Below are 13,218 nucleotides of genomic sequence, written 5' to 3'. Positions count from 1 at the left end.
GTCAGCGGGAGGCGGCCACCGCCGGCGCCCGCCCGGTTCCGGCCGCGGCGCCGGCTTCGGCTTCGGTTCCGCCCTCGGCTCCGGTCCGGGCTTCGGCCCCGGCCGGGGCCGCCTCGCGGCGGGCGCGGCCGGGGCCCCGCCCGCGTCGCCGCAGCAGGAGCCGGTCGGTCCACAGGGCCGCCGGCACCCCGCCGAGCGCGGCCAGCAGGGCGACCCCGGCCAGGCCCCGGCTCTTGGTGCCGTGCTGCGCGACCGCGGTCGGCGGCACCAGGACGTACACGCTCATGCGCGCCGGGTCCGGGATCCCCTGCTGCGTCTCCATGTCCGTCAGGTGCTTGGAGTAGGTCTCGATGACGGTGCGCACGGCCGTGTCGGCCGCGGCGGGATCGGCCTGTTCCGCCTGGACCTGCAGGGAGGGGATCAGATAGCGCGGGGTGACACTGGTCCCGCTGTTGCGCGGGATCAGCCGGTAGGTGCCGGTGACGCCCGCGGCCCTGAGCTCGGCCTCCCCGGCGGGCGAGGCCAGCTGCTGCACCGCCGCGTACGAGACGGCGGCGAGCGGCGGCTGGAGATTGGCGAGCTGGTTCGGCTGACTGCCGGTGACCGGCGGCTTGAGCACCACGATCGCCGAGCTCAGGTACGTCACGGACGGGCGGAGCACCTGGAGTGCTCCGGCGGCCGCGAGCGCCATCGCCACGACCAGGACGTACCAGCGCCGACGCAGCGCGCGGACCAACTCACCAGGCGACACGGGGATTCCTTCCGTCGTGATCGATCCTTCCAGGACACGGGTAGGCCCGCCATCAAATCCGGTACGCGGACGGGGTGTTCGTGAGCATCGGTGACATAGTGGCGGTGCTGCGGCGCCGCTGGTACGTGATGCTGCCGCTGACCCTGATCAGCCTCCTCGCGGGTCTGCACCTCTACCGCTCGGTGCCCGTGTCCTACCAGTCGCAGAGCTCGGTGGCGCTGATCGACTCCGCAGCGGTGGCCGAACTGGCCCCCTCGTTCGGCAATCCCATCGCGAACGCCGGCGGTTCGCTGGTGGTGACCGCGGACGTGCTGATCAGGACCCTGTCGGGGACGGACGCGGCGCGCAACCTGCACGCCCTCGGCGTGACGGACCCCTACACCGTGGGTTTCGCGGCGAACACCTCGGGGCCGATGCTCACGCTGACCGTCACCGGGACGGACCGGGGGAAGGTGCTCAGGGAGACCACTACGCTCACCGAGTTCGCCGGTGAGCAGCTGGGCGCCCTCCAGGCGGCGGCCAAAGTACAGCCCGCGTACTTCGTGCAGACCACCCCGGTGGTGCTGCCGCAGACGCCGGTTCCACAGCTCAAGAGCCGCTACCAGCAGGTGCTGGGAGTCGTCATCCTCGGCACCACCGCCGGCTTCACACTCTCCTTCGTGACGGACGGCCTGCTGGGGGCCCTGCGCCGCAGGCGCGCTGCCGCCTCCGCGGACGCGCGGCGCAAGGGGCGCTGGCGCAGGCGGCCCCGCGGCCGCCAGCTGGACGCCACCGCCGTGCTCACCGGCTATCTGGCGCTGGCCTTCTTCATCCCCTCGAACCTGACCCTGCCCGGACTCGGCGGGGTGGGCACCCCCGCCAACGTCTTCGCCCTGCTCGGCTTGTTCTGGTATCTGGCGGCCTGGTTCACCGGCCGGATCCGCCCCGCGCCCGGCACCCGGCTGCCGCGCGTGGTGATGTGTCTGCTGGCCGCATCGGTACTGGCCTCGTACCTCGCCAACGCCCTGCGCGCCGCCTCCCAGAAGGAGGTGCTCGCGGCGGACCGCGGCCTGATCGGGCTGCTCGTGTGGGTGTCCCTGGTGGTGCTGGTCTCCGCCGGCATCCAGGACCGTTCGCGCCTGGACGTGCTGCTGCGCCGGGCCGTGGTGATGGGGGCGGTGGTGGCCGCGATCGGCTTCTACGACTTCTTCACCGCGACCAACATCGCCGACAAGATCAGCATCCCGGGACTCCAGTCCGCCGTCGCCCAGATCACCACCCTGGACCGGGGTTCCTTCACCCGGCCGCGCTCCACCACCGCGCAGCCCCTGGAGTTCGGCGGGATGCTCGCCATCCTGCTGCCCTTCGCCGTGCAGCAGGCCTTCGACCCCGTACGGCGGCACCTGAAGGCCTGGCGCCGGTGGGGGCCGGTGGTGCTGATGGGGGGCGCGCTGCCGCTGACCGTGTCGCGGACCTCCATCATCGGGGCGCTCATCGTGGTGCTGGTGATGGTGCTGCGCTGGAAGCCGGAGCGCCGGTGGAGCGCGATCGGCCTGCTGATCGGCGCGGTGGCCTGCTTCAAGGTGATCATCCCCGGGCTGATCGGGACCATCACCGCGCTCTTCGCCTCGTTCCTGACGAACTCCGACAGCAGCACCCAGGCCCGTACCGTCAAGTACAGCGCGATCGTCCCCTACCTCGACGAACGCCCCCTGTTCGGGCGGGGCTTCGGAACCTTCCTCCCCGAGCTGTTCTTCTTCACCGACAACCAGTACATGCTCACCCTGGCGGAAATGGGCCTCGTGGGACTGCTCGCGCTCCTGGTCCTGCTGTTCACCGGCATCCACCAGGGCGGCGCCATCCGCAGACTGGCCCGCACCGAGTCCGACCGGGAGCTGGGGCAGGCCTTCTTCGCCTCGGCCCTGGTCTCCCTCGTCATCGCCGCAACCTTCGACGCCCTCAGCTTCCCGATGTTCGCCGGAATGTTCTTCCTGACGATCGCCGCCGGAGGCAGCTACCTCGGGTTCGTCCGGCGTACGGCGCCGGAACCCGCAACCGTGGAGTCCCCATGCAGTCCAACCAGCCAGCCGCCCGCCGACCGGATCCCGGTACCGGCCCCGTAGCGGTCCTCGTCGTCACCTGGAACAGCTCCGCCGTGCTCCCGGAGTTCCTCGCCTCGCTGCCGGCGGGCATGGCGGGCCTCGACTGGCGCCTGGTCGTCGCCGACAACGACTCCGCCGACGGCACCGTGGACCTGGTCCGCTCGCTGGCCCCGGAGGCGACGGTCGTCCAGACCGGCCGCAACGCCGGCTACGCGGCCGGGGTGAACGCCGCCCTCGGGGCCGCCGCGGGGTGGGAGGGCGGCTTCCGCGCGGCCCTGGTGTGCAATCCGGACGTCCGGATGCGGCGCGGCTGCGCCAAGGTGCTCGTGGACGCGCTCGGCGCCCCGCTGTCCGACGGCGGCCGGGTCGGGATCAGCGTCCCGCTGCTGTACGAGGAGGACGGGCGGACGCTGCTGCTCTCGCTGCGCCGCGAGTCCCGTGTGACGCGGGCGCTCGGCGAGGCGGTGCTGGGCAACCGCCGGGCCGGGCGGTTCCCGCGCTGGAGCGAGCTGGTCACGGATCCCTCCGCGTACGAGCGGGCGACGGTCGCGGACTGGGCGACCGGGGCGCTCATGGCCCTGTCCCGGCCGTGCCTGGACGCCTGCGGCGCCTGGGACGAGTCCTTCTTCCTCTACTCGGAGGAGACCGACTACTGCCTGCGCGCCCGCGACCTCGGCTTCCGCACCCGCCTCGAACCCGCGGCATCCGCCACCCACCTCGGCGGGGACTCCCAGGTGTCGCCCCGGCTGTGGACCCTGCTGACGCTCAACCGCGTACGGCTCTACGGCCGCCGGCACGGACCGGCGGCTACGGCCGCCTTCCGGACGGCCGTACTGCTGCGGGAGGCCTCGCGCGCGGCGCTCGGCCGCCCGGCGAGCCGCGCCGCCGCCAGGGCCCTGGCCGGCCGCTCCGCCCTGCGGGCCACCCCCGGCCCCTAGGCTGTGCCGTCCCAGGCCGTGTAGAAGCTCTCCGGGTTGACCAGGTAGCGGACGGTGGGGCGGGGCAGGTGGCGCACCTCGTGGCGGCGGGCGTAGCGGCGGACGAGCTCCCAGTCCTCCCGGGGCAGCACCTCGGGGGTGCGCCGCAGCCTGCTGAAGAACAGGGCCCGGGTCCGGCGCGCGACGAAGGCGTTGGTGTCCAGGAAGGCCTCGTGGGCGGCGCGGCGGCGGTCGAAGGGCACCGACAGGACGTCCCGCTCCGTGCCGTCGGGCAGCACCCTGCGCAGCGCGGTGTACACGGCGTCGGGCCCGCCGGGCGGCTCCAGCGCCGCGAGGGCGTGCTCCAGGTGGTCGGGCTCCCACAGGTTGTCGTCGTCCAGGAAGGCCACGTACCGCGAGCGGGTGAGCCGGATGCCCACGTTGCGCACGACGCCCGCGGTGGCCGTGTTGCGGGCCAGGGACACCGCGAACAGCCGCGGATGCGGCTCGAGTCCGGGGAGTCCCGCGCCGTCGTCGACCACGATGACCACCTGGTCGGCCACGGTCTGCCCGAGCGCCGAGCGGACCGCCGCGCGCAGCGCCTCGGGGCGCCGGTGGGTGGCGATCACCGTGGCGACGAGGGCGGCCGGGGGCCGGCCGAGCACGGCGGCGAGCCGGGCGGTCTCGGCGTCCTCGAACCGCCGCAGCCGTACGGCGGACGGGGCCAGCAGGATCTTGTTGCGCGCCTCGAAGAGCACCAGCCAGCCGAAGGCGCGCTTGAGCAGTTCCCAGGGGGCGCGCGCGAGACGGCGCATCATGGACTCACCTTCGTCAGCCGGCGGGTTGGGGGGTGACGGGTCTGCCGTCGGACATCCGGTTGCCCCGCCACACGTTGCCCGCGCCGCCCGCGTTCCAGGCGGTGACCGGACCGTAGGCCCCGCTGTTCGGGTGGTACTGGGTGGAGAAGACGTTGTCGGTGACCTGGATCCCGGTCGCGCCGGGGCCGCCGCCGTAGAGCGCGTACGCTCCCCCGGCCAGCCAGTTGTTCTCGACGACGACCGAAGTGACGGTGCCGGTGTCGGCGAACAGGCCGACGGCGGCGGTGGCTCCCCGGTCCACGGCGGTGGAGTTGAGCAGGGTGTTGTGCCGGATGCTCAGCCGGCCCTTGTTGCCGCCTCCGCTGATGACGGCGTCGGTGTGCTGCCATTCGCCGCCCTGGTTGCGGAAGGCGACGAGGTCGTGGACGTAGTTGTCGTGCAGATCGCCCTGGCCCATGGACAGGGCGTTGCCGAACACCGAGATGTCGCACCAGCCGACCTCGATCGAGCTGCCGCCCATGTTGGAGACGGCGTAGTTCACTCCGCCGTTGTCGGGGCCCTTGCCCGGCACCGCCGTGATGGTGGTGTGCAGGACCTTCAGCCCGCTGAAGCCGGGACGCAGGTTGATCCCCCACCAGTTGGCCGAGGTGATCCGGCTGTCGATGACGGTGACGTCGTTGGCGTAGACGTCCAGGGAGCCGCGGATGTCCCAGCCCTTGATGACCGTGCCGTCCTTCCTGACGGACATGTTCCCCGTGTCGTGCCGCTCCAGGGCGATCCGCGGTCCGGTGCTCCTCGCGTCGGGGTATCCGCAGTCTCCGGGTACGGTGCAGGCCTTCGGGGAGGGGGTGCCGGGGCCGGCCGGGGGTCCGGCGGTGCCCGTAGCGGGGTCGGACGGGGACGCGGACGGGGACGCGGACGGCGTCGCGGCGGGCGTCCCGGACGGTGCGCCGGAGGCGCGGGCGGAGGGCGCGGGCGACGGGGCGGACCCGGGCGCGGCCGACGGGTCGCCCACGCCGGTCCGGCCGGCCTGCCACCAGGCGAGTACGACGGCCAGCAGCACCGCGGCGAACGCCCAGGCCGCGAACCGCTTCCGGTCGCGGATCACGGTGCGCCGCGCAGGTGGCCGCGGCTGGGCAGGACGCAGAGCGCGTAGGCGAGGGCGCCGGCGGCCGCGGTGGCGGCGAGCGCGGGTACCCCGCCGCCGAGCTGGCGCGCCAGCCCGACGACCACGGCGGACATCACCACGCCGCCGAGGAAGGGCCAGGCGCAGGCCCGGGCGACGACGGCGAAGCGGATCCCGCCGCGGTGCAGGGCGACGAGGTACACGGGCACCACGACGACCGCGGCGACCAGCACCTGGCCCTGGGCCACCCCGGCGATCCCGCCGGTACGGGCGCCCGCCACGAGGACCGGGACCAGGAGGAGGAGCCACAGAGCCTGGACGGCGATCAGCGAGCGGCGGTGCCCGATGGCCACCAGGCAGTCGTAGGCCAGTTCGCAGCCGATGCGGATCAGGCCGAGTGCCATCAGCCAGGGCAGGGCGCGGGCGGCGGGCCCCCACCGCTCTCCGTAGACGAGTTCCACGATCGGCCCGGCGAGACCGGCCAGCAGCACGCAGAGCGGGACGGTGGCCGTCACCAGGACGGCGAGGCCGCGGCCGAACCCGTCGGCCAGCGCCTTCGGTGACCCGGCCAGCCGGGAGAACCCGGCGAAGGAGACGCGGCGGGCCGCTTCGGAGACGATCCGTACGGGCCAGCCGGAGATGTTGAAGGCGAGCACGTAGAAGCCGAGCGCCAGCTGGTCCAGGGTGGAACCCACCACCATGGGCGGTACGTTGGCGACGCCCAGGGCCAGCAGGCTGGCTCCGGCGAGCGGCAGCCCGAACCGCAGCAGGGCCCGGGCCTGTTCCCGGTCCCAGCCGAACCTGAGGGTGCCGGGGGCCGCGAGGCAGCAGCCGGCGAGCGCGCCCGCGCTGCCGGCGACGGCGCCCCAGGCGAAGCTCATCGCGCCCCAGCCCTGGACGGCCAGCAGCAGGGTGACGGTGGTGCTGAGCACGAAGTTGACCGCGTCCACGGCCATCCGCCGGCCCTGCTGGAACGCGCGGGTGAGGAAGCCCGCGGGCACCTGGGACAGGCCGTCGAGGACCACGACCACGCACATCACCCGCAGGACGCCGGTGGCCTCGGGCGAGCCCAGTACCCCGGCCACCGCCGGGGCGAGCGCGAAGAGCACCGCGTACAGCAGGCAGCTGGAGGCCGCGCTCAGGCTCAGGACGGTCGGGGCGAAGCGGCGCGGGTCGCCTTCCCAGCGCACGATCGCCAGGGAGACGCCGAGTTCGTTCGCGGAGAGCAGGACGAGCAGGACGGTCTGGGCGATGCCGTACACGCCCCAGGCCTCGGGGCCGAGGAAGTAGCGGGCGAGGATGATGCCCGTCACGAAGTTGCCGAGGCGCATGACCACGGTGTTGACCAGGCTCCACCGGGCGGCGGAGCCGACCTTGCGGCCGAGGGACGGGGGCGGCGCGGGGGCGGCCGTCCGCGTGCCGGCCGCGGCGCCGGTCACGGCGACGCCCCGACGGAGACGGCGTCCGGGGAGCCTTCCGCGACCGGTCCCCCGGCGGGCCGGTGCCTGCCGGGCCGCCGCTTGCGGGCCTCGACGAAGAAGGTCGCGACCAGGCTGAGCACGAAGCCCAGTGCCCCTGCCATGACCAGGTACTGGAGCCTGGTTTTGGTCTGCGCCTCCGGCTTCTGCGGGGGCACGATCGTCGTCATCCGGATCATGGCCTCCGGCGCCACCGACTGCTGGCTCTGGAACTCCGTCAGCCGCTTCTCGGCGTAGGCGGTGAGGATCTCGTCCGACTTCAGGACGGCGGCCGGGTCCGTGCCGGTGACGCTCAGCCACATGAAGGGGCCCTGGGCGTTGTCGGCGATCTTCGCCTCGTGCACTCCGGTGAGCCCGAGGGACTTGAGGTCCGCGACGGAGTCGTCGGAGTTGAGGTTGCGGGCCAGGCCGTCGGCCATGCCGGTGAGCGAGGCCTGGGTGCTCAGGAAGGGGTTGCCGTCGAAGGCCACCGTGGCCTTCTTCGAGTTCAGGAGCGTCACCGTGCTCTGCGACCGGTATTCCACCGGAACCAGCAGGTACACGGCGGCGGTGAGCGCCGCCGTGATCGCCAGCCCGGGCAGCAGCACGTACCAGCGCCTGCGCATGACTCGCCAGATCTCGGCGAGGTCCATGGTCTTCCCCCTCTTGTGACTACGGTTGCCGCGGAACGAGATCGGTCGGTCTGAGCCGCGTCCGCGCGGTCCCGCCGTCCAGCAGGACCCCGGCGATGCGGTCTCCGGCGCGGCCGTCCCACAGCTCTGGGCAGCGGGGCGCGGGCGGATCGTCGAGGACCCGCTGGGCGGTGGCCACGATGCGCTCCGGATCGGTGCCCGCGAGGACGTTGGTGCCCTGCTCGACCGTGATGGGGCGCTCGGTGTTGTCGCGCAGGGTCACGCAGGGCACGCCCAGGGCGGTGGTCTCCTCCTGGATGCCCCCGGAGTCGGTGAGCACCAGGCGGGCGGAGTCCTGCAGGGCGATGAAGTCGAGGTACCCGGCGGCCGGCACCAGCCGGATGCCGTCGGGTACCCCCGCTTCGGCGAGCCGCTCGGCGGCCCGCGGGTGCACGGGCAGCAGCAGCGGGCAGCGGCCGGCGATCTCGCCGAGGGCCTTCAGCAGGCCGCGCAGGGCGCCGGGATCGTCCACGTTGGCCGGGCGGTGCAGGGTGACCAGGCCGTATCCGCCGCGGGTGAGCCCGTAGCGGTCCAGGACGTCGGACCGCCTGGCCCGGTCCAGGTTGGCGAGGAGGGTGTCGATCATGACGTTGCCGACGACGTGGATCTGGTCCTCGCGGTAGCCCTCCGCCCGCAGGTTCGCGGCCGCGTCGGGCGAGGGGGCCAGCAGGTAGTCGCTGACGCGGTCGGTGGCGACCCGGTTGACCTCCTCCGGCATGCCCCAGTCACGGCTGCGCAGTCCGGCTTCCACGTGGGCGAGCAGCGGGCCGGCCTTCGCGGTCACCAGGGCGCAGGCGAGGGTGGAGTTGATGTCCCCGACCACCACCACGGCGTCCGGGGCCACCTCCTCGACCAGCGGCTCGAAGGCCGCCATCACCCGGCCGGTCTGCTGGGCGTGGCTGCCGGATCCGGCACCGAGGTAGCGGTCGGGGGCGCGGATGCCGAGGTCGCGGAAGAACACCTCGTTCATGGACTCGTCGTAGTGCTGGCCGGTGTGGACGAGGACCACCTCGGCGCCGCGGCGCTCCAGTGCGTCCATCACCGGTTTGATCTTCATGTAGTTGGGGCGCGCCCCGGCGACGCAGATGATCCGGGCGGTGTGTCCCGTGGTTCGCGCGGTTCCCGTGGTTTCCGTGGTTCCCATCGCTCAAAGCACCTCCACGTTCGGTCCGGACAGCCGGTTGCGGCAGTCGAGGACGAAGGAGGCGTGCTCGGTGACCAGGTGGTAGTCGAAGGAGTCGTGGTCGGTGAGCAGGACGACCACGTCGGCGGCCGCCAGTTCCCTGCGGGTGGGCTCGACCCGCACGAGGCGGGCGTCGACCTTGATGTTCTCGACCACGTGGGGGTCGGCGGCGCGCACCTTGGCCCCCATGTCGAGGAGCAGCTGCGAGACGCGCACCGCGGGTGACTCGCGGGCGTCGCCGGTGTTCTTCTTGTACGCGAGCCCGAGCAGCAGGATCCGGGAGCCGTTGACCGAGCGGCGCTTGGAGTTGAGAGCGTCGATGACACGGCGGGTGACGTACTCGGGCATGTGGCTGTTGATGTCGTTGGCGAGCTCGACGAAGCGGAAGCTCTGGCCGAGTTCGCGCTGCACCCGCCAGGACAGGTAGGAGGGGTCGATGGGCAGGCAGTGCCCGCCGACGCCCGGTCCCGGAGTGAACTTCATGAAGCCGAAGGGCTTGCTGGACGCGGCCTCGATGGCCTGCCACACGTCGATGTCGAGGTGGCGGGCGAACATCGCTATCTCGTTGACCAGCGCGATGTTCACGTGCCGGAAGGTGTTCTCCAGCAGCTTGGCCAGCTCGGCCTCCTTCGGCGAGCTCACCGGCACCGTCGTGTCGACGAGGTCCCCGTAGAAGGCCTCGACGGCCTTCAGGGAGCGGGCGTCGACGCCGGAGACCACCTTGGGCGTCTGCTGGAAGCCCCAGACGGCGTTGCCGGGGTCGATGCGCTCCGGGCTGTAGCCGAGGTGGAAGTCGGCTCCGGCGGTGAGCCCCGAGCCGTCCTCCAGGATCGGCGCGAAGAGTTCCTCGGTGGTGCCCGGGTAGGTGGTGGACTCGAGGACCACGGTGGCTCCGGGGCGCAGGAACCGGGCCAGTGTGTGCGCCGACTCCTCTATGTAGCGGAGGTCGGGGGCCCCGTCGTGTAACGGGGTCGGGACGGTGACGACGGCCACGTCGAAGCCGCCGCAGTCCCGGGCCAGTTCGGTGGGCCGGTAGGTGCCGAGCGCGAGCGCCCGGGCCAGCCGCTCGGAGCTGACGTCCTCCACGTACGACTCTCCGGCGGCGAGGCTCTTGACCCGCCGCGCGTCCACGTCGTACCCGATCACATGGTGGCCGACCTCGGCGGCCCGGATGGCCAGCGGGAGACCGACGTACCCCTGTCCCACGACGACGACACGCATCAGTGACTCCTGTTCGCGGAACCGGCGGACGGGGTGCGGCGGATGAGCTCGCGGACCGTCATGAAGAGGAAGGCGGTGTTGGTGGTGAGGTAGCGCTTGCCGAGGCGGCGGGGCTCCTGGAGGGTGCGGTAGAACCATTCGAGGCCCATCCGCTGCCAGAGCGCCGGTGCCCGTTTGGTGATCCCGGCGAGGATGTCGAAGGAGCCGCCGACGCCGTGCACCACGTGGGCGCCGGTGCGGTCGCCGTAGCCGGCGGTGAAGATCTCCTTCTTGGGCGAGGTCATGCCGAGGAACAGCAGCTGGGCGCGGCTGTCCGCGATGGCGTCGGCGACCGCCCCCTGCTCGGAGTCCGCGAAGTAGCCGTTGCGGCTGCCGGCGACCCGCAGTTCCGGGAACCGCTCGGAGATCTGCCGGAGCATCATCTCCAGGACCTGCTGCTGGGCGCCGAGCAGGTAGACGGAGATGCCGGCGGACTCGGCGGCGGCGAGCAGGCGCATGAACAGGTCGATTCCCGCGACCCGTTCGGGGAGCCGGACGCCGAGCACGCGCCCGGCCCAGACCACGGCCTGGCCGTCGGCCAGGACCAGGTCGCAGCCGGCGACCGCCTCGGCGAGGCGGGGGTCGCGGCGCATGTTGACCAGTTTGGCGGCGTTGACCATGCCGATCTCGATGCGCTCGCCGCGGCGGACCGCGTCGAGGCAGCGCCGGACGGTCTCGTCCATGGTCAGGGCGTCGAGTCCGACCCCGAAGAGGGTGTGTCTCTGGCTCATCTCTGCGGCCCCCCGAGCCAGGCGAACAGCATCCAGCCGAACTCGTACGGCCGGCACTCGCGGTCCACCGCCACGGGGCGGAAGAGCCGGTCGAGGGGTGCGAGCCGGGCGTGCGGGGCCACCCGGGTGGTGAGGCCGCGGGCGGCGCGTACGGCCTTGCGGGGGTCGCCGCGGTAGACCTTGCGCCAGGTCACGCCGAGCTCCTCGCGGATCATCGGCTCGCGCGGGGTGCCGGCGGGTCCGGCGAGTTCGGGCACTTCGGTCATCCAGCGCAGCCCGCGGCGGAGCTCCGTGCCGAAGTCGGTGCCGCCCGCTTCGGCGAGGTCGAACAGGGCGGTCGGGGCCATCGCGTGCTGGTGGACGCTGTAGACGGGGTAGCCCTCGACGAGGGTGCCGTGGCGGGCGTCGTAGTGCCACCACCACTGTCCGCCGTCCCCTTGCAGGGCGCAGATGCGGGCGGCGCAGGCGTCGGCGGCGGCGAGGGCCTCCTGGTCCTCGCCGCTCGCGTGCAGCCGGGCCAGCGCCTGGAGCGGATACGTCTGGTCGGCGAAACAGGCCACGTGGGACCGGTATCCGGGCAGCAGGCCCGGCCCGGTGGCGTGCGGGAACAGCGGGCTGCCGGCGTTCCGGGCCGCGAGCAGCCTGTCGCGGGCCGCGGCGAGGCGGTGCTCCACGTCCGCGGCCCCGCGGGCGGCGGTGAGGGCGGAGAGCACCCAGGCCGCCTCGACGGTGTACTGCGGCTGCCCGGGCTGGTCCAGCGCGGCCACCCGGCCGAGGGCGTCGGCCAGTTTGGGGTGGCCGGTTTCGGCGGCGGCCCAGGCGATGAGCGCCGCGTCGCCCAGGTTCGTCACGGCGGGCAGCCGTTCCACGAGCACCCCGGTGAACTCCTGGGCGGTGCGGCCGCCGAACAGCGGGCGCTGCCGGTCCTCGGGCAGGAACCGGGCGCCGAGTGCGGTGATGGCCGCGTAACGGGTGCTGGTTCCGCGCTGTTCGAGGGCTCGGGCGCCGTCGGGCGAGGCCTTGCCCACCCGGGTGAAGACGAAGTTCTCGGCGCCCGGCAGGTACATCCCGGGCAGGCCCGCCTCGGCCAGCGCGAGCAGCCGCTCGGCGAGGGCGTGCAGCGGCCGGTCCTCATGGGCCAGTGCTTCTAATCGTGTGCTGGTCATCGGGTCCCCACCCCGATTCCCCGGGTGCTGCGCGCACCTCGTATGTCCGAGCTGTACGGCTCCAACACACCTACCCCCCTCTGATCACTCCTCGGACGGACCTGGCGGTCGTCACTCCGTGGAGGGGGATTGCGCGTGACGGCGACGCCCGCGCCCGCGACTCCCTCGTCGCGTGCGGCACGAGCCGTCCGACGGACGCCGACTGGACCCCCCAGCGATGCCTCGGACCGGAGCACGCGCGTCGACGGCAGTGTGCGCGGGCGCGGTGAAGCCGCGCCGCGCGGCTCTGCCCGCGGTGCCCTCGTCGTGTACAACCCCCCACTGAGACAGGCCTGTTGCCTGCTCAGATCCCTTGTGCAGGGACACGGTATGCCCACGGATGTTCGTTGATTGTGGTTTTGAGGAAATGCCGGTGCCCTAAATTGCCGACATTCCGTCAGGTGCGCTCGATCAGCCCGCCGTCCTTCTCCTCGTGCAGTGCGCCGGTGCGCGGGCACTCCCAGACGCCCGGCTCGTCCTCACGCTCCACGAGCCGGACCCCGGCCCGGCCCACCCAGCCGATCCAGCGGGCCGGCACCCCTGCGACGAGGGCGAAGTCGGGTACGTCCCGGGACACCACGGCCCCGGCGGCGACCAGGGCCCAGCGTCCGACGCGGACCCCGGCCACGCACACCGAGCGGGCGCCCAGCGAGGCCCCCTCGGCGACCACGACCCCGGCGGCCTCCCAGTCGCCGCCGCGTTTCTGCCGGCCGTCGGGTTCGACCGCGCGGGGGTAGAAGTCGTTGGTGAGCACCGCCGCCGGGCCGATGAACACCCCGTCGCCCAGTACGGCGGGCTCGTACACCAGCGCGTAGTTCTGCAGCTTCACGTGGTCGCCGATGCGCACGCCCGGTCCTACGTACGCACCGCGGCCCACGATGCACCCGCGGCCGAGCCGGGCTTCTTCCCGTACCTGCGCCAGATCCCAGATCGTGGTCCCCTCGCCGAGCTCGGCCGTCTCGTCGACCTGGGAGGAGGGTTGAATGCGGACACTCAC

The 13,218-nt window shown here is 72.9% G+C and carries 12 protein-coding genes; 2 read left to right on the top strand and 10 right to left on the bottom strand.

All coding sequences use genetic code 11. From position 1 onward, the window contains the following. Position 1 precedes the first annotated feature (1 nt). Positions 2–751: a hypothetical protein gene (locus ACTVZO_RS31610; RefSeq protein WP_443301569.1), complete on the bottom strand. Its 750-nt coding sequence runs from the start codon at positions 749–751 to the stop codon at positions 2–4. An 80-nt stretch (positions 752–831) separates the two neighbouring features. Between ACTVZO_RS31610 and ACTVZO_RS31605 the strand changes: the two genes are divergently transcribed. Both ACTVZO_RS31605 and ACTVZO_RS31600 read left to right on the top strand, forming a co-directional pair. Next, positions 832–2,853: an O-antigen ligase family protein gene (locus ACTVZO_RS31605; protein WP_443301568.1), complete on the top strand. Its 2,022-nt coding sequence runs from the start codon at positions 832–834 to the stop codon at positions 2,851–2,853. Next, entirely contained in the window at positions 2,799–3,770 is a 972-nt protein-coding gene (locus ACTVZO_RS31600) for a glycosyltransferase (protein ID WP_443301567.1), read from the top strand. Before ACTVZO_RS31605 ends, ACTVZO_RS31600 begins: the two co-directional genes overlap by 55 nt. Here ACTVZO_RS31600 and ACTVZO_RS31595 read toward each other — a convergent pair. The 9 genes from ACTVZO_RS31595 to ACTVZO_RS31555 form a co-directional block, all read right to left on the bottom strand. Further along, positions 3,767–4,567 (bottom strand): glycosyltransferase family 2 protein, encoded by an 801-nt coding sequence (locus ACTVZO_RS31595; RefSeq protein ID WP_443301566.1) that lies wholly within the window; start codon positions 4,565–4,567, stop codon positions 3,767–3,769. The two genes, ACTVZO_RS31600 and ACTVZO_RS31595, sit on opposite strands and share 4 nt — an antisense overlap. 13 nt (positions 4,568–4,580) lie before the next feature. Continuing rightward, positions 4,581–5,675: a hypothetical protein gene (locus ACTVZO_RS31590; protein ID WP_443301565.1), complete on the bottom strand. Its 1,095-nt coding sequence runs from the start codon at positions 5,673–5,675 to the stop codon at positions 4,581–4,583. Continuing rightward, positions 5,672–7,132 carry an oligosaccharide flippase family protein gene (locus tag ACTVZO_RS31585; RefSeq protein WP_443301564.1) on the bottom strand — a complete coding sequence of 487 codons (1,461 nt, stop codon included), beginning with the start codon at positions 7,130–7,132 and terminating at the stop codon, positions 5,672–5,674. The genes ACTVZO_RS31590 and ACTVZO_RS31585 overlap by 4 nt, the downstream gene beginning before the upstream one ends. Beyond that, a complete protein-coding gene (locus ACTVZO_RS31580) occupies positions 7,129–7,803 on the bottom strand; it encodes a chain length determinant protein (RefSeq protein WP_443301563.1) in 675 nt (224 codons plus the stop codon). Before ACTVZO_RS31580 ends, ACTVZO_RS31585 begins: the two co-directional genes overlap by 4 nt. A gap of 19 nt (positions 7,804–7,822) precedes the next feature. Continuing rightward, the gene (gene wecB, locus ACTVZO_RS31575; protein WP_443301562.1) at positions 7,823–8,986 is read right to left on the bottom strand and encodes a non-hydrolyzing UDP-N-acetylglucosamine 2-epimerase; all 1,164 of its coding nucleotides are present in this window, start codon (positions 8,984–8,986) and stop codon (positions 7,823–7,825) included. Between the two features lie 3 nt (positions 8,987–8,989). Further along, positions 8,990–10,246 (bottom strand): nucleotide sugar dehydrogenase, encoded by a 1,257-nt coding sequence (locus ACTVZO_RS31570; protein WP_443301561.1) that lies wholly within the window; start codon positions 10,244–10,246, stop codon positions 8,990–8,992. Then, on the bottom strand, positions 10,246–11,016 hold the full coding sequence (locus ACTVZO_RS31565; RefSeq protein ID WP_443301560.1) for a WecB/TagA/CpsF family glycosyltransferase: 771 nt from the start codon (positions 11,014–11,016) through the stop codon (positions 10,246–10,248). Before ACTVZO_RS31565 ends, ACTVZO_RS31570 begins: the two co-directional genes overlap by 1 nt. Continuing rightward, a complete protein-coding gene (locus ACTVZO_RS31560) occupies positions 11,013–12,182 on the bottom strand; it encodes a hypothetical protein (RefSeq protein WP_443301559.1) in 1,170 nt (389 codons plus the stop codon). The genes ACTVZO_RS31565 and ACTVZO_RS31560 overlap by 4 nt, the downstream gene beginning before the upstream one ends. Positions 12,183–12,618: 436 nt before the next feature. Beyond that, positions 12,619–13,218, bottom strand: coding sequence for an acyltransferase (locus ACTVZO_RS31555; RefSeq protein WP_443301558.1), 600 nt, complete (start codon positions 13,216–13,218; stop codon positions 12,619–12,621).

This window comes from Streptomyces sp. IBSNAI002 (assembly GCF_052244475.1).
Lineage (GTDB): Bacteria > Actinomycetota > Actinomycetes > Streptomycetales > Streptomycetaceae > Streptomyces.
Note: the sequence above shows the minus strand (reverse complement) of the source record. Positions and strands in the feature narration are given on the sequence as shown.

Excerpts from the sequence above, each read along its gene's own strand:
- ACTVZO_RS31600 (WP_443301567.1), top strand. The coding sequence starts at position 2,799 with ATGCAGTCCAACCAGCCAGCCGCCCGCCGACCGGATCCCGGTACCGGC.
- ACTVZO_RS31595 (WP_443301566.1), bottom strand. The coding sequence starts at position 4,567 with ATGATGCGCCGTCTCGCGCGCGCCCCCTGGGAACTGCTCAAGCGCGCC.
- ACTVZO_RS31580 (WP_443301563.1), bottom strand. The coding sequence starts at position 7,803 with ATGGACCTCGCCGAGATCTGGCGAGTCATGCGCAGGCGCTGGTACGTG.
- wecB (WP_443301562.1), bottom strand. The coding sequence starts at position 8,986 with ATGGGAACCACGGAAACCACGGGAACCGCGCGAACCACGGGACACACC.
- ACTVZO_RS31570 (WP_443301561.1), bottom strand. The coding sequence starts at position 10,246 with ATGCGTGTCGTCGTCGTGGGACAGGGGTACGTCGGTCTCCCGCTGGCC.
- ACTVZO_RS31565 (WP_443301560.1), bottom strand. The coding sequence starts at position 11,016 with ATGAGCCAGAGACACACCCTCTTCGGGGTCGGACTCGACGCCCTGACC.
- ACTVZO_RS31560 (WP_443301559.1), bottom strand. The coding sequence starts at position 12,182 with ATGACCAGCACACGATTAGAAGCACTGGCCCATGAGGACCGGCCGCTG.